This is a genomic window from uncultured Vagococcus sp. (genome assembly GCF_963518325.1).
Lineage (GTDB): Bacteria > Bacillota > Bacilli > Lactobacillales > Vagococcaceae > Vagococcus_D.
This window is the reverse complement of sequence record NZ_CAUQJB010000001.1, coordinates 39,686-59,240: the sequence shown is the minus strand read 5'-3', so window position 1 is coordinate 59,240 and position 19,555 is coordinate 39,686. Positions and strand designations below refer to the sequence as shown.

General features: G+C 40.0%; 14 protein-coding genes, 1 pseudogene and 1 riboswitch. All 15 genes and pseudogenes read left to right on the top strand.

The window, feature by feature from the left end:
- Window positions 1–4 precede the first annotated feature (4 nt).
- The 15 genes and pseudogenes from RWN13_RS00255 (at window position 5) to RWN13_RS00185 (ending at window position 19,549) form a co-directional block, all read left to right on the top strand.
- Window positions 5–646, top strand: a complete 642-nt coding sequence (locus tag RWN13_RS00255; protein ID WP_314059288.1) for a nicotinate-nucleotide adenylyltransferase — start codon at window positions 5–7, stop codon at window positions 644–646.
- 61 nt (window positions 647–707) lie between these two features.
- Window positions 708–1,229 carry a bis(5'-nucleosyl)-tetraphosphatase (symmetrical) YqeK gene (yqeK, locus tag RWN13_RS00250; RefSeq protein ID WP_399553620.1) on the top strand — a complete coding sequence of 174 codons (522 nt, stop codon included), beginning with the start codon at window positions 708–710 and terminating at the stop codon, window positions 1,227–1,229.
- Between the two features lie 6 nt (window positions 1,230–1,235).
- On the top strand, window positions 1,236–1,595 hold the full coding sequence (gene rsfS, locus RWN13_RS00245) for a ribosome silencing factor (RefSeq protein ID WP_314059905.1): 360 nt from the start codon (window positions 1,236–1,238) through the stop codon (window positions 1,593–1,595).
- Window position 1,596: 1 nt separating this feature from the next.
- Entirely contained in the window at window positions 1,597–2,334 is a 738-nt protein-coding gene (locus RWN13_RS00240) for a class I SAM-dependent methyltransferase (protein ID WP_314059282.1), read from the top strand.
- 388 nt (window positions 2,335–2,722) lie between these two features.
- Window positions 2,723–6,262: pseudogene (nifJ, locus tag RWN13_RS00235) on the top strand (pyruvate:ferredoxin (flavodoxin) oxidoreductase); the annotation flags it as partial.
- Between the two features lie 174 nt (window positions 6,263–6,436).
- A riboswitch (M-box (ykoK) riboswitch) is annotated at window positions 6,437–6,606 on the top strand.
- A gap of 179 nt (window positions 6,607–6,785) precedes the next feature.
- Window positions 6,786–7,712: an LCP family protein gene (locus RWN13_RS00230; RefSeq protein ID WP_314059281.1), complete on the top strand. Its 927-nt coding sequence runs from the start codon at window positions 6,786–6,788 to the stop codon at window positions 7,710–7,712.
- Window positions 7,709–8,866, top strand: coding sequence for an FtsW/RodA/SpoVE family cell cycle protein (locus RWN13_RS00225; protein WP_314059279.1), 1,158 nt, complete (start codon window positions 7,709–7,711; stop codon window positions 8,864–8,866). Before RWN13_RS00230 ends, RWN13_RS00225 begins: the two co-directional genes overlap by 4 nt.
- 515 nt (window positions 8,867–9,381) lie before the next feature.
- On the top strand, window positions 9,382–13,035 hold the full coding sequence (locus RWN13_RS00220; RefSeq protein WP_314059277.1) for an immunoglobulin-like domain-containing protein: 3,654 nt from the start codon (window positions 9,382–9,384) through the stop codon (window positions 13,033–13,035).
- Window positions 13,036–13,194: 159 nt separating this feature from the next.
- Complete coding sequence (locus tag RWN13_RS00215; protein WP_314059275.1) at window positions 13,195–13,662, top strand: DUF4352 domain-containing protein; 468 nt, start codon at window positions 13,195–13,197, stop codon at window positions 13,660–13,662.
- Between the two features lie 11 nt (window positions 13,663–13,673).
- Window positions 13,674–14,924: a nucleotide sugar dehydrogenase gene (locus RWN13_RS00210; protein ID WP_314059273.1), complete on the top strand. Its 1,251-nt coding sequence runs from the start codon at window positions 13,674–13,676 to the stop codon at window positions 14,922–14,924.
- Window positions 14,925–14,949: 25 nt separating this feature from the next.
- Complete coding sequence (locus tag RWN13_RS00205) at window positions 14,950–15,630, top strand: sugar transferase (RefSeq protein ID WP_314059272.1); 681 nt, start codon at window positions 14,950–14,952, stop codon at window positions 15,628–15,630.
- Entirely contained in the window at window positions 15,627–16,370 is a 744-nt protein-coding gene (locus tag RWN13_RS00200) for a WecB/TagA/CpsF family glycosyltransferase (RefSeq protein WP_314059270.1), read from the top strand. The genes RWN13_RS00205 and RWN13_RS00200 overlap by 4 nt, the downstream gene beginning before the upstream one ends.
- A gap of 120 nt (window positions 16,371–16,490) precedes the next feature.
- Entirely contained in the window at window positions 16,491–17,549 is a 1,059-nt protein-coding gene (locus tag RWN13_RS00195) for a glycosyltransferase family 4 protein (protein ID WP_314059268.1), read from the top strand.
- 1 nt (window position 17,550) lies between these two features.
- The gene (locus RWN13_RS00190; protein ID WP_314059265.1) at window positions 17,551–18,789 is read left to right on the top strand and encodes a hypothetical protein; all 1,239 of its coding nucleotides are present in this window, start codon (window positions 17,551–17,553) and stop codon (window positions 18,787–18,789) included.
- On the top strand, window positions 18,773–19,549 hold the full coding sequence (locus RWN13_RS00185; protein ID WP_314059262.1) for a hypothetical protein: 777 nt from the start codon (window positions 18,773–18,775) through the stop codon (window positions 19,547–19,549). The genes RWN13_RS00190 and RWN13_RS00185 overlap by 17 nt, the downstream gene beginning before the upstream one ends.
- The last annotated feature ends 6 nt before the right edge of the window (window positions 19,550–19,555 follow it).

Here is a 19,555-nt window from a genome sequence, read left to right as displayed (position 1 = left end):
CATAATGGAATCTAAGGGAAGATGTCAAGTCTTAACTCAGCCGCAAGTTGAACCTCTTGAAAAGCAGTCAAGGAGACAAGTAGGGATACTTGGTGGCAATTTTAATCCCGTTCATAACGCTCATTTAATTATTGCTGATCAAGTCTACCATCAGTTAGGCTTGGATAAAATTTATTTAATGCCGTCCAATGAATCTCCTCATGTGGATGAAAAAAAGACGATTTCTGCTAATTTCCGTTTGGATATGTTGGCATTGGCGTTAAGTGATGCAGAGCATTTGGAAATTGAAACCATTGAAATTGAACGAACTGGAAAAAGTTACACGTATGACACGATGAAAGCATTAACCCAACAAAATCCCGAGACAGATTATTATTTTATTATCGGTGGCGACATGGTTGATTATCTGCCCAAGTGGCATCGATTGGAAGAACTGCTGGACTTGGTCCAATTGGTCGGCGTCCGTAGACCTAACTATCCGATAGAATCGAGCTATCCAATTATCTGGGTGGATGTGCCTTTAATGGATTTAAGTTCGTCTTATATTCGTAAGAAAGTGGCAGAAGGGTGTTCAATCAACTACCTTCTGCCTCAAAGTGTGATAAACTATATACACGAGAAAGGACTGTATGTGGATGAACCCTAATGATTTAGTTTATTCTCAAAGTCTGACCCGTGACGAATTGTTGCACAACATTCAAGCTAGTATGAGTGAACGACGGTTTACACACGTCTTAGGGGTGGAAGAGATGGCTCTGAAGCTCGCAGAATTATATGGTGGAAACCCAGAGCAGGTGAGTTTGGCCGCTTTATGTCATGATTATGCCAAGGAACGGCCAGATGAAGAAATGATTGCCTTAATTAAGAATCAGGGATTCGATTTGGCGTTACTGGATTATGGCAATCAGATTTGGCATGGTATTTTAGGCGCTTATTTAGCTAAAGAAGAGCTAGGTGTCGCTGATGAGGAAGTTTTACAAGCAATTCGACTTCATACAACAGGAGCAAAAGAGATGACCCTCTTGGATAAAATCATTTACGTTGCTGATTTTATTGAACCTGGTCGTCAGTTTCCCGGAGTAGAAGAGGCTCGAATCGTGGCATTTAACAACCTTGATGAGGCAGTTGCATATGAAACTAAGCAGACATTGAGTCATTTGATTGATCAAGAAGTTAAAATTTATCCGAAAACAATTGAAACATACAATCAATGGGTTGTAAAAAACTAGGAGGGAATTATCATAGAAAGTAGTCAATTATTAGAAGTAGTAGTGAAAGCAGCAGATGACAAACGTGGGGAGGATATCGTTGCCTTAGATGTTCAAGGTATTTCGTTATTAGCCGATTATTTTGTGATTTGCCATGGTAACAGTGAGAAACAAGTCGGTGCAATCGTAGATGAAGTAGCAAACGCAGCTCGTCAAGCTGGTATTGAAGTGGGGCGTATTGAAGGGAAAGAGTCTGGCAAGTGGGTATTAGTCGATTTGGGCGATATCGTTGTTCATGTTTTCCATGCCTCAGAACGAGAGTTTTACAATTTAGAAAAATTATGGTCAGATGCGCCGATGGTTAATTTGACGTCATTGGTTGACTAAGATGTTATACAAGACATTTGCCTTTGTATATGACGAAGTGATGGACCCTTTTCTTTATATGGAGTGGTTAAATTTTTCAAGACGTCATCTACCAAAGGATACAAAACGGATACTAGAATTAGCTTGTGGAACAGGTGCCTTAGCGTGTGATTTTGCTCGTGAAGGTTATGAAGTAACGGCATTAGATTTATCGGAACAGATGCTTTCAGTAGCCAGTGAACGGGCTCAGGAAGAAGGGGTTGAGGTCCAATTTGTACAAGGAGATATGATGGACTTGTCAGAGGTTGGCACTTATGAAGCCATTACTTGTTTTTCTGATTCCTTGTGCTATATGCCGGATCGCCAATCGGTTCAGCAAGTGTTTGATTCAGTTTATCAAGCCCTGGAAGAAGATGGCACCTTTATCTTTGATGTTCATTCTCTGTTTCAAGTGGACGAGGTTTTTCCTGAGTATAGCTATCACTATCAAACGGAAGAGTTTGCTTTTTTATGGGATAGTTACCCAGGTGAAAAAGACCATAGTGTGGAACATTTTCTGACCTTTTTTGTGAAGGAAAATGAGGGGGATAAACAGTTTGTTCGCCACGATGAATTACATCAGGAACGGACCTATTCCATGGAAAATTATTATACGATGTTAGAAAATGCTAATTTTTATAATATTCAAATTTTCGCTGATTTTACAGATGAGGTACCAGAGGAAAATACAACTCGTTGGTTCTTTGTTTGCAAAAAATAGCAAAGAAGTTTGGGATCGTGATTTAGTTCATGATTTCAAGCTTTTTTTGTGGAGTAAACAGGTTTGTGAAAGACATACGTTATTGTGAATGAAAATGAAAGGTTTCTATTTATTGTTGAAAGCTACTTTCCAATGAGTTATAATGATAATGTTGAAAAAACATTGAACAGTATTTCACAAAAATGACACTTCTAGATATGGCTCTGGTTATGGGTGCAAGGCATAACTGAGAGCGAGAGAGAGTTGATGTGAAAACCATAGACTTTTACGAGATAAGGAAGATTTGGGATTAGCCGGGAAAGCAGCTTCTAGTTTCTAGCTAAACGGTGTCTGAACCTTTCAGACGGTCTCCTGTCAAAGAGTCTGTTTAAGAAAGAAGGAATATCAAATGCGTAACAAGCAAACGATGGACGGCAATACTGCCGCCGCTTATATCTCCTATGCCTTTACCGAACTTGCAGCCATTTATCCGATTACACCAAGCTCAACAATGGCTGAGTTAGTCGACGAGTGGGCGGCTAAAGGCCAAAAAAATATCTTTGGCCATCCAGTAAAAGTAGTGGAAATGCAATCAGAAGCTGGGGCCGCTGGAGTGGTCCATGGCTCGTTAAAAACAGGGGCACTCACGACGACGTATACGGCCTCTCAAGGTTTATTATTAATGATTCCCAATATGTATAAAATTGCAGGTGAGTTATTGCCCGCAGTCTTCCATGTGGCAAGCCGTGCTGTGGCAACCAATGCGCTGAGTATTTTTGGAGATCACGGAGATGTGATGGCCGCTCGCCAAACAGGAGTAGTCATGCTGGCAGAAAGCACGGTTCAAGAGGTGATGGATCTATCGCCTGTGGCGCATTTAGCAGCGATTGAAGCGAGCTTACCTTTTATTAATTTTTTTGATGGCTTTAGAACGAGCCATGAAATCCAAAAGATAGAAGTAATTGAGTATGATAAATTGACAGCTCTTGTTAACCAGGAAAAGCTGGCTGAATTTAGAGCGAAAAGCATGAATCCCAATCACCCTCATGTCAGCGGGACTAATCAAAATGCAGACATTCATTTCCAACAACGAGAGACGGTTAACAATCATTATCTAGATGTTCCAGGGATTGTTAAGAAGTACATGAAGGAGATTAATCAATTACGGGGAACGGACTATGATTTAGTTAATTATTATGGTGCTGAGGATGCCACAGAAGTGATTGTGTCAATGGGGAGTGTGGCACCAGTTGTCCAACAAACCGTTGATTATTTAATTCAGCAAGGCAGAAAAGTCGGTCATCTAAATATTCATTTGTATCGACCATTTCCTGTTGAGGCCTTTCTTGAAGCGCTGCCCAAATCGGTGACAAGCATGGCCGTTCTTGATCGAACGAAAGAGCCTGGTGCCGGTGGTGAGCCACTCTTATTAGATGTGCAAAGTGTGATGTATGACAGCGACAGCCGTCCGAAGATTATTGGTGGCCGCTATGGTTTAGGCTCAAAAGACGTGACGCCAGATCAATTAGTCAGTGTCTATGACCATTTATTGTTACCAAAAGAGAAGATGACCCCACGCTTTACTATCGGAATCGTAGATGACGTTACAGGGCTATCGCTGCCCGAGACTGAGAAGTTAGATTTAACACCTCAGGGGACCTTTCAAGCCAAGTTTTGGGGATTTGGATCTGATGGGACAGTCGGGGCCAATAAATCTGCTATTAAGATAATCGGAGATCACACGGACTTATACGCTCAAGGTTATTTCTCTTATGATTCTAAAAAATCAGGTGGTTTAACTTTGTCGCATTTACGTTTTGGTAAAGAGCCGATTCAATCGACCTATTTAGTGGAAAATCCTGATTTTGTAGCCTGTCACAATCCTTCTTATATTTACAAGTATGACTTGATAAAAGGGTTGAAACAAGGGGGAACCTTCTTACTGAACACGAGTTGGAATGAGACTCAATTGGCAACCAATCTACCTGCAAAATTAAAACGGCAGTTAGCTGAAAAAGAAATCAATTTTTTTATTATCAATGCAGTTGATATCGCTCAAGAGATTGGATTGGGTCAACGGATTAACACGGTGATGCAAGCGGCTTTCTTTAAGTTAATGGCAATAATGCCATATGAGGAAGCAGTGGCCTTGATGAAAGCTGAAGTTCAAAAGAATTATGGAAAAAAATCTCAACGAATAGTTGAAAAAAATAATGAAGCCATCGACCAGACGGTTCCGCGACTGCAAAAAATAGCGGTGCCGGCAACTTGGCTGGACTCTCAGGAAAAACCGAAGAAAAAACGAGATAATATGCCGTCCTTTGTTTTTAACATAGTCGAGCCAGTCAATCGGCAAGAAGGCGATTCTCTAAGTGTAGGCGACTTAAAAGCTAATAATATGACAGATGGTCGGATGCCATTAGGAACTGCGGCCTTTGAAAAAAGAGGCGTCGCTTTGGAGGTGCCTGAGTGGCAGGTGGATCGTTGTACCATGTGTAATGAGTGTGCATTTGTTTGTCCCCATGCGGCAATTCGGCCCTTTTTGGCTGACGAGGGGGAAGTAGCAGAGGCACCGGAAGGGTTTATCATGCGAGAAATGAGAGGCGCAGACGGGTTGATGTATCGCATTCAAGTTTCTTTAGAGGATTGTACAGGGTGCGGCTTATGCGTAGAAGCTTGTCCCGCCAAAGGCAAAGCATTGGAAATGAAACCTTATGGCGAGCAAAAAGAAGAAGCCGTTAATTGGGCATTTGCCATGACCTTAAAAACAAAAGAAAATCCTGTTAAGAAAAATTCGGTTAAGGGCTCTCAGTTTGAGCAACCTTTAATTGAGTTTTCCGGAGCTTGTTCAGGCTGTGGCGAAACACCTTATATTAAATTGTTAACACAGTTGTATGGGGATCGTTTAATGATGGCTAATGCAACAGGATGTTCGTCTATTTTTGGCGGAGCAGCTCCCACCACGCCTTATACGACCAATGAGCTGGGACAAGGTCCAGCTTGGTCTAATTCCTTATTTGAGGACAATGCGGAGTACGGCTATGGCATGTACTTAGCCAACAATTCGCGTCGGGACTATTTAGCGGCTAAAGTGACAGATGTTTTAAGTGAGGATCTTGAAGAGGGACTTCGCCAGTTATTACAAGCCTGGTTGACCCATAAAAATCAGGGTGAAGGAACGCAACAGAGAGCTCAGAAGCTTAAAGCTGCCTTAGCTGAAGCGAGCTTAAGTCCATTGTTACAAGATATATACGCTAATCATGATTTGTTTGCCAAACCGAGTCAATGGATGATTGGAGGCGACGGTTGGGCTTATGATATTGGGTTTGGTGGGATCGATCATATTATTGCCAGTGGAGAAGACGTCAATATTTTGGTGATGGACAATGAAGTCTATTCCAATACGGGTGGTCAGAAATCAAAAGCAACGCCTACATCTGCGGTGGCAAAGTTTGCTTCTGATGGTAAACGGGGAGCAAAAAAAGATTTAGGCGTTATCGCCATGAGTTATGGTCATGTCTATGTCGCTCAAATTGCTTCTGGTGCTAATCAAGTTCAAACGATTCGAGCCATCGAAGAGGCTGAAAAATTCCCGGGACCTTCTCTAATTATCGCTTATACACCATGTATCGCTCACGGGATTTCGGGAGGAATTACACTGGAACATACGAAGGAAGCTGTTGACACTGGCTACTGGTCACTCTATCGTTACAACCCTTTATTACTTGAAAAAGGCAAGAATCCAATGACCTTGGATTTTAAGAAACCTAATTTTGCTGGAATGAAAGAGTTCATGAAATCGGAAACTCGTTTTTCAACTTTATCTGGGATTGCCCCAGAGCTTTCCGAAGAACTTTTCGATTTAACCATTGAAAGTGCTAAATCACGTTTTTATCGTTATGCTCGCATTGCAGGCCAAGAAGAGAAGATTCGTGAAAAGTTAGAAAAATAAAGAATGAGGCAGTTACTAATGACGTGTTAGTGACTGTTTTTTCTTATTAAGAGAGAGCTTCTTTTGATTGTATCTTGTCATCTATAAGGAAGTTTAAATAACTATAGTAATGTATTAATGGTTCTTAATAAATTTGCAATTAAATAACGAGATTGTTATAGTTTGAACGTAGATAATAATTGTTAGGTGAGGCTCCTATACAAACACAGGCTACTGCTCAAAAATGTCGAGAGACGCCAATGAGTAGGACAGGATTGGTCGAAATAAGGCTTTTCCCCAAGTAGCTAAAAGCATGGCTTTTTACGTTGTATAGTGCTAAAACTCAACGAAGAGTATTTCGTTTATTTCGTGTGCTTTCTTCGAAACCCTCACTATTATTTTAGTGAGGGTTTTTGTGATCAATTTTCTTAAACGAAAGGGCATCACGACGTCAGAAGATAGTCTCATCAATGATTTGCATCTAATTAAAAAAACGCGTATGAAACTAATGACGCGCTGAGATGTGGAAGGAAAGATGAATATGAACAAAGGAATGAAAATTTTTAAGACCATTGTCATTATTTTATTAGTGATGGTTCTTGGGGTAGTATCCTATGGGGCTATTACCATGTACCAAGGGTTTAAACAGGCTGAGAACCCTTCGCCAGTGTCAGAGTTGCCGGTGTTTAAAGGTGAGCAGGCCGAAGAAGGTAAAGTCAATATTATGTTAGTAGGATCTGATGCGCGTTCCAATGATGAATTGGGGCGTGCCGACACCTTGATGATTGCCCAATATGATAAAAAGACGAAGGTACCGAAGTTGATTTCGATTATGCGTGATTGTTACGTGGACATTCCTGGTTATGGAGAGGATAAGATCAATGCGGCATATTCCTATGGTGGACCGGAATTAATGCGAGAAACCTTAAAAGCAAATTTTGATTTACCAATCGAATATTATGCTGCCTTAACTTTTTCGGAGTTTACAGATTTAATTAACGAACTATTTCCAAAAGGGGTGGAAATCGACGCAGAAAAGGATATTGAGTTAGATGGAGTATCAATAAAAACCGGGAATCAAAGGATGGATGGCAATACCTTGTTGCAATACGTTCGTTTTAGAAAAGATGAAGAAAGCGACTTTGGCCGTGTGAGACGACAAGATCAAGCCATAGGCGAATTATCTAAACAAGCAGTCGATGTAGCTAATATTGCACGTCTACCAAAAGTTTTAGGTCTTTCTTTAGGCTATTTGGATACGAATCTAACAGCCACAAGCATAATGTCAATTGCTAGTGATTTTGTCCTCGGTCAGCAAAAAGACCTGCAATCTTTAGCCATTCCTATGGAAGACACCTGGGAATTTGATGACAATACTGAGTCGGGAAGTGTTATACGATTGGATTTTCAAGCTAATAGCGATGAAATGCATCGATTTTTAGGCCAAAAAGTCGAGGAAGAGCCGTGAAAAAAATAAAAACTATTGATTGGTTAATTGTTTTTCCTTACCTTTTTTTATGTGCCACAGGGGTCTTGATGATTTATAGCACCAGCTCCTTTGAATTAATGCGTCAAAATCAATTTATTGGTGGAAAAGCAATCAAACAATTAGTCTTTGTACTGATTGGAATGGCGACAGCCTATTTCTTTTATCGCTTTCGCTTTGAATTGCTCTTCACTAAAAATATGCTGAGATTTTATATGTTGCTATCATTTATGTTGCTAATCCTAGTGGGGTTTACCCCGTTAGGTGTTAGTGTCGGTGGCGCTCAACGCTGGATTCCCCTCGGAGGAATTAACATCCAGCCGTCTGAAATAGTGAATGTGGTTTTTGTCTTATACTTGGCGAATTATTTTAGCCACCATCCCATATCTGAACCAGCAAAATACCGTTATAAAAAACCTCTGGCCATTTGTTCAGCCTACGTCTTATTGGTGTTAATTCAGCCAAATATGGGCGGCGCATTGATGCTGATTATTTTAGCGACTGTCTTATTTTTGGCTAGTGGGGTGCCGGTGATCATTACCGCTGGCATTGGGGGAATCGCCTTTATTTTGAGATACCTTCTGACTCATATAGCGTTGATGATCGATGAACAGCGCGTTCCGCTTAAATTTCGCTATCTAATCGTACGTTTTCAGCTGATGAATAATCCGTTTTTAGATGAGTATGGCAAGGGCTACCAAACTTCAAATTCATATTATGCCATGTACAATGGCGGTTTTTTTGGCCGCGGTTATGGCCAAAGTTTACAGAAAAAAAGTTATTTGCCAGCAGCTGACACCGACTTTATTTTTTCTATTATAATAGAAGAGCTTGGTTTAATTGGTGGAATAGTGGTTTTGGTGATGCCTTTTATCATGGTTTTGCGGATTATTTACATTGGTATTCACTGTCTGGACTCACGAAAAGCCCTGACTTGTTTTGGCATCGCTTGCGTCATTTTTTTACAAGTCTCAGTTAATGTGGGAAGTTTGCTGGGATATATTCCCATGACAGGGGTTACTTTTCCCTTTGTTAGTTATGGTGGCTCTAGTCTGATTATCTTATCACTGTTAGTTGGGATTGCCTTGAATATTAGTCACAGCGAAGGGGAACGATTAGAGCTTCGTTCGATCTAGCTGTAGCTAGATTGATTAGTGCTAAACTTAACTGTAGTAAGGATCGAAAGGATGTTTAGGCTAAGTTCCAAATTGACCAACCGTCATTCATGGCAAACAGCAAACTCATTCACACAAAAAAGCTATTAACCCCCATATTGATAGCTTTTTTGCGTGTGACGCTTGTTGGTACGGTTAAAATCGATCAATTATTTTGGTGAAACCATGACAATAAAATAGTGAAAAGTATTTCCAGTTCAAAAAACATAGTTTTATTTAGGGTGAGTTGACGCTGGTTTTTCTGTATTTTATATATTCATTTATGAACAGCTTAAGGTATCTGGATTTGGGGATAAAATCTCATTTTTTTTAACCAAAAAGAAGGGTTGTTTTTTTGAAAAAAGAAATGATTTTGTTCTTAAATTGAGCTAATCTTATGACTGATCTCATTTTAGATTTAGAGTGGAATAAGGGAGGATATAGGTTTAACTTTTGGAAGAAAATGATTTGGTGACCAACATTAGGAGGAATAGGACATGAAAAAATTTAAATTAACGGTATTGAATTTAATGCTAATCAGTACAACGGTTTTAGGGCCATTACCTGCTCTGGCAGTTGAAGATGAACAAACAAGTGAGGCAACAATTGAAACGATCACTGAGTTTTCTGAAAATGGAATCGAGGATCTGATTCTGACCCCAGATGTGTCAAGGAGTTCGGAAGATGAATCGGAAGTGGGAACTAGAGGTGAAACAAGGGCAGTTAAAGAAGTAGGGACATTTGCCGAATTATTATCAGCCTTAAGGACGGCCTCAGTGACTGAGATAATGCTAACAAACAATATAACAGCTACCTCAAATATTGATAATTTACCAGTAAGAGATATCAAAATTTATGGGAATCAAAAGACCTTAACCATGGGGACTTATACCATGACTAATTTCTTTGTCGGCACTGGGTCACTTAGCTTTGAAAATATGACCTTTCGAGGTGTTCCTGGTGGCGATCCAGTCATTATGAATGTTGCCCAAACATGGAATATCAATTTTAACAATGTCACGATTGATTATGCTCGTTTGAATTTATCTAAAAGCAGTGTGTTTTTTGCTGGCACGAATAAGATGAACATGTCTGTTGCCTTGTCTGGCGCTCTGATTGGACTTTCCGTGACCAATCTCACGATTGAACAAGGTAGCACCTTAGCGATTAAAATTCCAACACCTTCAGCCGGGAAAGTCATCACAGGGGTAACTGGCTTGGCTTTAGAAGGAAATGCCCAATTATTAATCGGCCAGGATGCCGACTTGCCGACTACCGGAACCTCAGAGGCTATTGGTGACTTTACGTCGATCAGTTTAGCAACGGGATCTTTAGTGAAGTTACGAACGACTGATATTGGCATCAGATCGAAAGCAAATCTGGTGGCGGAACCAGGATCGGTCATCGACGCCGTTTCAAAATCATACGGCTTATATCTAACAGGTGGTAGTTTTTATTTTAGTCCTGGTACGACTTTACGAGCGAGTGGCGGCACTCAAGGGATTTCTGGTCATGGTAAAGTGAATCTCAATCAACCAAAAGAGTTTTTGATTGAAAGTACGGGTGGGAATGAGGTAGTTCGAAGTAATGCAGCTCTTAGTGCCTTAGAGGTTACCTTTACTCAAGTCGATTTATCCGCATGGAATAGAGCAACGAATCCGACCGCACCGCCTAATTTGATTTGGGAAAGTCTCGATCATAAATCAACGATTAAAGCTGCTACGACAACACTAATTAGCAGTAACAATGAAGATGCTAAAACTAAAATTAAATATAATTTATTTCGTAAAATTAACGGGGTGGGAAGCGGCTATATCTCGGAAGTAACTGTTTCGGTTAATACGATCACTGATCAGGATAAAGTCATTACGGGAACTGCGACGCCTGGTGCAGACCTTACGGTTGTAATTGGATCAGATAAATACACTGGCCAAGCAGATTCTAATGGCAAATTCCAAATTAATATTGGCAAAACCTATCCTGCCAATACAGAAGTTAAGGTCAATGGGACTCTTAATGGGATTAGCAAAGACACGGTTCTGGTCATCAAAGATTTAACCCCACCAGCAAAGCCAAGTTTGAATTCACTAAATGACCAGTCTAGGGAAGTTTCAGGAAAAGCAGAAGCAGGTGCAACCGTTGTGATTAAACAGGGTGAAACGGTACTTGGCGAAGGAGTGGCAGATGGTAATGGGAACTTCCTTATTACAATTCCTGCTCAGACAGAAGGAACTAAGCTAACAGCCACCGTTATAGACGAAAGTGGCAATAAAAGCACAGAGTCGACAGTCGTTGTGACAGGAACCAAACTGGCTGATCCGGTCTTTAATGCCGTGAGTGATAATGATGGTCTAGTAACCGGAAAAGCGCCAGCGAATGCCTTGGTGACCCTCTCCATTCCTCAAGCCGCAGGTGGAACCATGAGCTATAGTGGAACAGCTGACAGCATGGGCAATTTTTCTATTCCGATTGCCAAACAAGCAGCAGGGACAACGATTAATGGTGTCGCAACCTTGGGAGGTAAGACCAGCGGGACAGTGAGTCTGACCGTCATAGATAAAACGGCGCCGGCTAAGCCAACGATTGAGGCACTGAATGATCAATCGACCGCAGTCAAAGGAAAGGCTGAAGCAAATTCAACGGTTACCCTTAAAGTGAATGGACAAGTCATTGGAAGTGGCAAGGTAGATTCTTCTGGTAATTATCATGTGACGATACCGAAACAGGCCGCAAATACGGTTGTAGTAGTCACCGCAACGGATCAGAATGGAAATCAAAGTCCGACAAACCAAACGACGGTGATTAAAGTGGTGACGGCTGGCACCCTAACAGCCAATGATTACATCCTTTTACCCACAAAAGAGTCCAACTTAACAGGGAAAGTGACAGGGGATATTAAGTCACTTGGTTACAGCATTAATGGCGTGCTAGCCACAGGTGGCACACTCAATAGTGATGGAACATTCAAGATCTATATCTTAAACAAAATCAAATCCAAAGAGGATAAAGTGATTGTTTTTGGCTATGACCAATACGGCAAGCAAATAAGCCAAGTATCAGTTAAAATCGTTGATAAAAATGACACGTCCGTTGGGACAGGTAGCATCACCCCTAATGTATTTACGGTGAAAAAAGACACTTATTTAACGGGGACAGTCACAGGAGGCGTGACCTCCATTCGTTTGGTAGTTGATGGAACACCTTTTAATGGGGGAACCTTAAATGGGGATGGAACCTTTAAGTTTTATGCGTTGAGAACTATTACCAGTAAAAATCAGACGGTTGTTATAGAAGCTTATGATAAAAATGGCAATAAAATCAGCTCTAAACCAGTGGTAGTCAAAGATACGACGGATACTCAAATTGGCAAAGGAACAGTTAAAGGCAATGAGTTTGTGATTGGTCGTGATTCACAATTAACGGGTACGTATACAGGAGATGTCCACTCACTTATTGTGACCATCAATGGCGTTGAATACAAAGGAGGAACCCTTAACAGTGACGGCACCTTTAAATTCTATGCTTGGGACAAGATAAAAGCTAAAGTACCAGTGACAGTGGATGGCTACGATAAGAATGGCAATCATGTGGCAACCTCTGCCGTTGTTGTGAAAAATTTGAGTGACATCTCAGGTCCAACGGTGGGAAATCTGATTTTGTCTGAGCTGGTCATGCCAGGAGATACCCATATTAAAGGGTCTTATACCGGGGATGTCGCATCAGTTGCGACCATTATCAATGGGGTCGAACAAAAAGGTGGTACCTTAAGCAATGGACAATTATCGATTTATATCTGGGGTAAAGTGAAATCAGTTCGGGATATTGTTCAAGTCGTGGCTTATGATAAACAGGGCAAGGAGCTCTCACGTAAAAATGTGACAATCAAAGCGTCGACAATTGGAACAGGTGGTTTAAAGGCAACCACTTATAAAATTGGCACGAGTAATTTAACGGGTGAATACACAGGCGATGTAAAATCGATTAAAGTATCCATTAATGGCACCATTTATTCAGGTGGCACAGTAAAAGATGGGACCTATAGTTTTTATATTTTCCGTAAAATAACGGCTTTGACAGATGATGTTAAAGTGACCGGCTATGATGCCAATGGATTAAAGCTAAATGAGAGTAAGGTGACCATTACACAGTAAGGATTGCTGAAGGGTTTATCAATCGTCAAGGAGGCTGTCTCTCAATTCGACGAAGGCGTGGAGATAAGCCAAATGAGACGTTTTTCGTAAAAAGAGAAGAGGATGAGACAGTGGTCTCACCCTCTTCATTTTAACTAAAAGGAAAAGGAAAACAAAAAAATGAAAAAAATAATATTTTTAATCGGACTAGTGTTAGTGGCCAGTTTACTGATTGGATGTAGCGCTAAAGTCAAAAAAGCATCAAAAAATGACAAGGATATTGGGATGACGCAGCGAATTAATAAGATGGACATGACGTTAAATCAAGTCGTGACCACAAATAATCAATCGAAAGATACAACGCAAGTGATGTTGGTGGCGGAAATGAGCTTTAAGAACACATCAAAAGAGAGTATCCCAGTGGGAGCCAATGATTTTAAAATTCGTGATCAAGATGGGGAAATCTATGAAATATACGGTCTTGAGCCTGATAATTTTGGTGAAGTAGTCGAGCCAGGAAAAGAATTGACAGGCGCTGCTTATTATGAACTACCAAAAGACACCAAAAACGCAGTATTAGTTTACCAGATCGAGTCAGAGCCTCTAGGGGAATGGACATTTAAAGTGCCAAATCAAAAACGAAAGTAAGGATGGATTTTGTGAAACTTGAAGTAATTGGATTGGGATATATTGGCTTACCAACTGCCTTAATATTTGCAGATCAAGGAATTGACGTGGTCGGTGTGGATTTAGCCGTAAATGTGGTGAACACCTTAAATCAAGGCGTTATTCACATGAAGGAAAAGGGGTTAGAACATTTATTAAAACAAGCTCTTAAAAACAAGTTGTTTAGAGCGGAGAGCGTACCTGAAAAAGCCGACGTATTTTTGATTGCTGTACCGACACCATATAGATCAGATAAGGATAGGTCTTGCGACGTTTCAGCCATTATATCAGCAATCACCGGGATCATTCCATTTCTTGAAAAAGGCAATACGCTGATTATTGAATCAACTATTGCGCCAGGTGTCATGACTGACGTCGTGCTGCCATTAATTGAAGCTCAAGGGTTTCACGTAGGGAAGGATTTTTTTGTGGCACATTGTCCTGAACGGGTATTACCAGGTAATATTATTCAGGAAATTGTGAACAATTCGCGAATCATTGGTGGCATAACACCTAATTGTCAAGCAAAGGTCAAAAAAATTTATGAGACAGTCGTGACGGGTGACATACATCTGACGACAGCGCCAGAAGCAGAGCTAATTAAATTAGTTGAAAATACCTATCGTGATATTAATATTGCCTATGGGAATGAATTGGTTAAAATTTGCCATCACTTAGGTGTTGATGTCCATCAAGTGATTGGACTAGCCAATCAGCATCCCAGAGTTAATATCCATTCACCAGGACCAGGTGTTGGCGGGCATTGTTTAGCCGTTGATCCTAATTTCATCGTAGCGAGTGCGCCGATGGTAAGTCCATTAATCCAGACAGCTCGAAGAATAAATAACAGCATGCCGGAATTTGTCGTGTCACGAATTGAAGAATTGATGGCTAAAGGGCCAACCAACAAGTTAACAATTTTGGGAATGGCTTATAAGGGCAATGTCAATGATATGCGGGAAAGCCCCTCCCTTACAATTGTGAATCAACTTCAACAAAATGGTTACCAAGTAGCCATTTATGACCCTTGCATTGACGACTATGCGACTGATTTTGAAGGAGCATGTCGCGGAAGCTCATTACTGGTTGTCTTAACGGACCACGATGAGTTTAAAGAAATTTTTGAAAGTCAAACCAATGCAATGGCGAATCCTCAAATATTTGATACGAAAAACTGTGTGGAAATAGTCCCTGAATCGGTTGCTTATCATAGTTTTGGAAATCAATTTGCTGAGGGAAGGTAGTTGGGAAGGTCAGGAGGAAACCAAAGTGAAACAATCAATTCCAGAGATCAAAGGCGTATCAGTCATGGAAGCCAGTGAAGGTGCACAAGTCAAAAGAACAATGTATCGGGAATGGGGATTCAGGATAGTTGATTTAGTAATTGGGAGTGTAGGTCTCGTCGTTGCCATGCCGGTATTAACGGTGATCTTTCTCTTGATAAAATGGGAAAATCCAAGATCGGCAGCAATATTTAAGCAATTACGAGTGAAAAAGGATGGCCAACCCTTTTATATGTATAAATTTCGTTCAATGGAAGTGGGAGCTGAGACTCAACAGGCCAAGTTAGGGAAACAGAATGAAATGCAGGGACCGATGTTTAAAATAGCAAATGATCCACGGATTACTAAAATTGGTCGCTTTATTCGTAAGACAAGTATAGATGAGTTCCCCCAATTGTGGAATGTGATAAAAGGAGACATGTCAATTGTTGGGCCAAGACCGCCATTGCCAGTCGAAGTTGCTGAGTATACCCAAAGAGACTGGAAGCGATTGGCTATTAAACCGGGATGTACAGGGTTATGGCAAGTTAGCGGTCGGAATAAATTAGGGTTTAGAGAAATGATAAGACTGGATTTACTGTACATTGAGCAGCGGTCCATACGATTAAATATGATGATTATCTTTAAGACCTTTAAAGAATTAACTATTTGGGGAGGTGGCATGTGAGAGTAACGTTTTTATCCACCTCAGTTGATATTCTTAGTATGACGGAAACCCTTAATAAAATTGATGACATTATTCGATTAGGAGTCCCAACGCAACATGTGGTTGTGAATGCGAATAAGATTAATTTGATGTATCAAGATCCTCAGTTGCGTCAAATTGTCAATGAGTGCCCGTTAATTAATGCTGATGGAGTATCAGTCGTATTAGGTCATCGTTTTTTAGGGCTTCCAGAGATAGAAAGAGTGACAGGGATTGATCTCTTTTTAAATTTATTAGGTGTAGCAGAAAAAAAAGGATACAAGGTTTATTTTTTAGGCGCGACTCAACAAACCTTAAAGTTACTATTGGCACGAATTAATAACGAACTACCAAACTTGAAGGTAGCTGGTCATCAACATGGTTATTTTTCAGAAAAAGAATCGAATAATATTGCAAAAAGTATTTGTCAATCAGGGGCTGACATTGTGTTTGTGGCATTTTCGAGCCCGCAAAAGGAATATTGGATTAAGGAATACTTGGAGATGATGAACGCCTCGATTGTTATTGGGGTAGGAGGTAGCTTCGATGTATATGCTGGGGTGGTCAAACGGGCACCTAAAACGGTTCAAAAGTTAGGCTTGGAATGGTTGTATCGTTTTATTCAAGAACCAAAAAGGATGTTTAAACGATATTTTATTGGGAATACAATCTTTTTGTTCCATTTGCTAAAAGCTAAACTAAGCTCGATGAGTGAAAAGTAAATAAGGTTGTCAAATTAATCGGAATGACTTTCAGGCCGAATCATGATGAAGTCTGATTTATCGAGATTCTTAAGGCATATAGTCAATTATCAGACTTATTCAAGAGAGGATGGAACGAAAATGATAAAGATTATCATGATTGGGCCTGGAAGTGATGAAAAAGGTGGTATTGCAACAGTCATAAAAAATTTTAAAGAGTATTATCCCTTATCTAAAGGTCAAATGGTCTATTTAGACTCATGGGTAGCAGGAAGTAAGTCAAAGCGGTTAATTGTTTTTCTAAAGAGTCTGTTGAAATTGAATGAATGGCTAAAAAAAAGTCCTGAAGGGATCGTTCATATCCATTTAGCTCAAGATGGCAGTTTTTTTCGCAAGAGACTATTAAGTAAGTCGGCGATCAAAAAGGGAGCGAAAGTTATTCTTCATCTCCATGGCTCTCAGTTCGACAAATTTTATAACAACGAGAGCAGAAAGGGACAGGCCAAAATTCGAGACGTTTTAGTGGAAGTATCTCAAGTAGTTGTCTTGAGTCGAGAATGGGCCAATTTCATTGAAGAAATAGTTCCAATTCGTGTCATTATTATGGAGAATGCCGTCCAACTGCCGGAGAAAATCGCCTACAATGTCAACTCTCGGAAAATAATTACATTAGGGCGTATCGGACATCGAAAAGGCAGCTACGATATATTGAATGTAGCACTATCCTTAAAAAACAGTTTACCTGATGTTGTGTTCCATTTGTATGGTGATGGCGATCATGAAGAAATACAACGTCAACTTAATGCATTGAAGCTAACAAATGTCAGCTTAAGTGAGTGGATGAAAACGGAAGATTTACCTCGTCTTTATGAGGATGCCGCCATCCATTTGTTGCCCTCGTATCATGAAGGAATGCCAATGGCCATGCTGGAAACGATGGCATACGGTATTCCTAATGTGATCTCTTCAGTAGGAGGTATACCACAAGTCATTGATTCAGGTGGAAATGGTATCTTAATTGAAGCGGGAAATATCCAGCAGATTGTAAAGGAAATTGAAGACTTGATGTTAGATTCAGCAAAGCGCAGTAAACTGAGTCAGGAAGCATCTAAAATAATTGAAAAATGTTACAGCTTGGAGTCTTATTATGGCAAATGGGACCAGCTCTATAAGAACCTAATTATTAGAAAGAAGAAATAGCATGTTAATCATTTTTTATTTTATTACTTTTTTTTCAAATATACTTAAAGTGAACGTATCTTTTATGTCTTACTGGGACGAATTGCTAGTTGTATTCTTTGCTGTCATCTATATTGCTGTGATTATTTTATTGTTATTTAATCAAGGAAAAGCAGGCATTAGTCAAAACCATCTCTTTTTATTGCTATGGTTATTGGTATTTTGTCTATGGTCCTATCTGCCTAATTTAGGAATTCTAGGACAAGCGACAGCGGCGATGCAACTTTTCTCACTCTTTGGGATTTCCAAAATGATGTTGTTCTATTTTTTCGCTCAACGATCTATTTTGGCAGAAGATCTTACGAAAATGCCAGTGCTCATAGTAGCAGTGGGCCATCTTTATCCGATGGGGTGTTTACTCATTTACGGTGCTAATTTTTTTGTTAAGCTTTTGACGCCTTTTGATCGACGTTTGGGAATAAGTAGTTATTCCTTTGGTTATGAACATCCCGCTCAATTTTCGCTGGCGATCATCATGCTGACAACTTTGGTAGCCTATGTTTATTATTTAGAAAATAAACCTCAACCAATTGCTTTATTTGTACTCAATTTGATGTTAGTGCTAATTGCAGGGCGAACCACCTCAATTGCCTTTTTTTTAGTGATGTTAACGATGTTAACAGTGAGGCCTTATCTAGAACGCCTTCCCTTATGGTTATATTTGAGTACGTTTGCCAGCGCCCTTTTTTTTGCCAGAGAGCGTCTCATTCAGCAACTACTAGGGGATACAACTGAAGCCCGCGGTGTTTTGCTTAGAACAAGCATGAAGATTGCGAATACGTATTTGCCTTTGGGAAGTGGCTTAGGGAGATTTGGATCCGAAGCATCGAGAATGCAGTATTCCCAATTATATTATGACTATAAAATATCCAATATTTGGGGGATGAGTCCAGAAAGACCACGCTTTATAACCGACTCCTATTGGGCAATGATCCTAGGCGAAACAGGATGGGGAGGAGTTGTGCTAATAGCTGTTTTAGTCATATTGATAGTTAGCGACTTGTATCAGCAGATTAGTGGCCCAAACAAGGGAAAAGAAAGCACCTATATTTTATTACCCCTGGCCTATGCCTTAGTTACTAGTCCAGTAGATACCGTACTAGTATCGAATAATATCATCTTAGTTCTCTTTACGGTCTGTTTATTGTTGAACCTAAATCAATATTACCAAGGAGGTCATAAACGTGCTATTTTGGGTTAAACGAATGTGCATAAAACTTTACATGTTTTCAGTTATTTATTACGAAAAGAAATTTGTGACAGCTAAATGTACATTGAGGTATTTATTTTTCAAAAAGAAGGGGAGTCGAAAATTATTAGTTGTTTTTTCAGCATACCCGGGGTTTAAACAACAAGCCCGTTACAATTATATCATGACGTTTAGACGGTTAAATTATCATCGACTCTATATTTTAGATGACTTTGGGCCAGAAAATAAAGGGGCTTACTATTTAGGTCAGAAATCAGATTTTTACATTAGCAAAGCAGTCTTAGCTCTTATTGAAAGTCGTCGAATTGAATTAGGACTTGAAAAAGAAGAGGTGATAACATGCGGATCAAGCAAAGGCGGTTATGCGGCTATGTATTTCGAGGCAAAAGGTAATTATTTGGCCTCTATTTCAGGTGCACCTCAGACCCTTTTAGGCAATTATTTGAACCGACCCATTCATTTACCTATTTTTACCTTTATTATGGGGCAAGCTAATGCCGTCAATCATCACTATTTAAATGAGCTTTTATTTCAAGCGATTAAGGACAAACAAACGAAGACTCAATTATTCGTACATGTGAGTAAAGAAGAACACACATATGGTGATCACATTTTACCTTTACTAGACGTCTGTCACATAAAAGAATTGAATTTAGGAAGTTATTCTAATCACAGCAGTGTCGGTCAGTATTTTCCTAAGTATGCGTTGACTGTCTTAAATAAACTTGAAGAAATGGCAGAAAGAAACTAGTCAGGA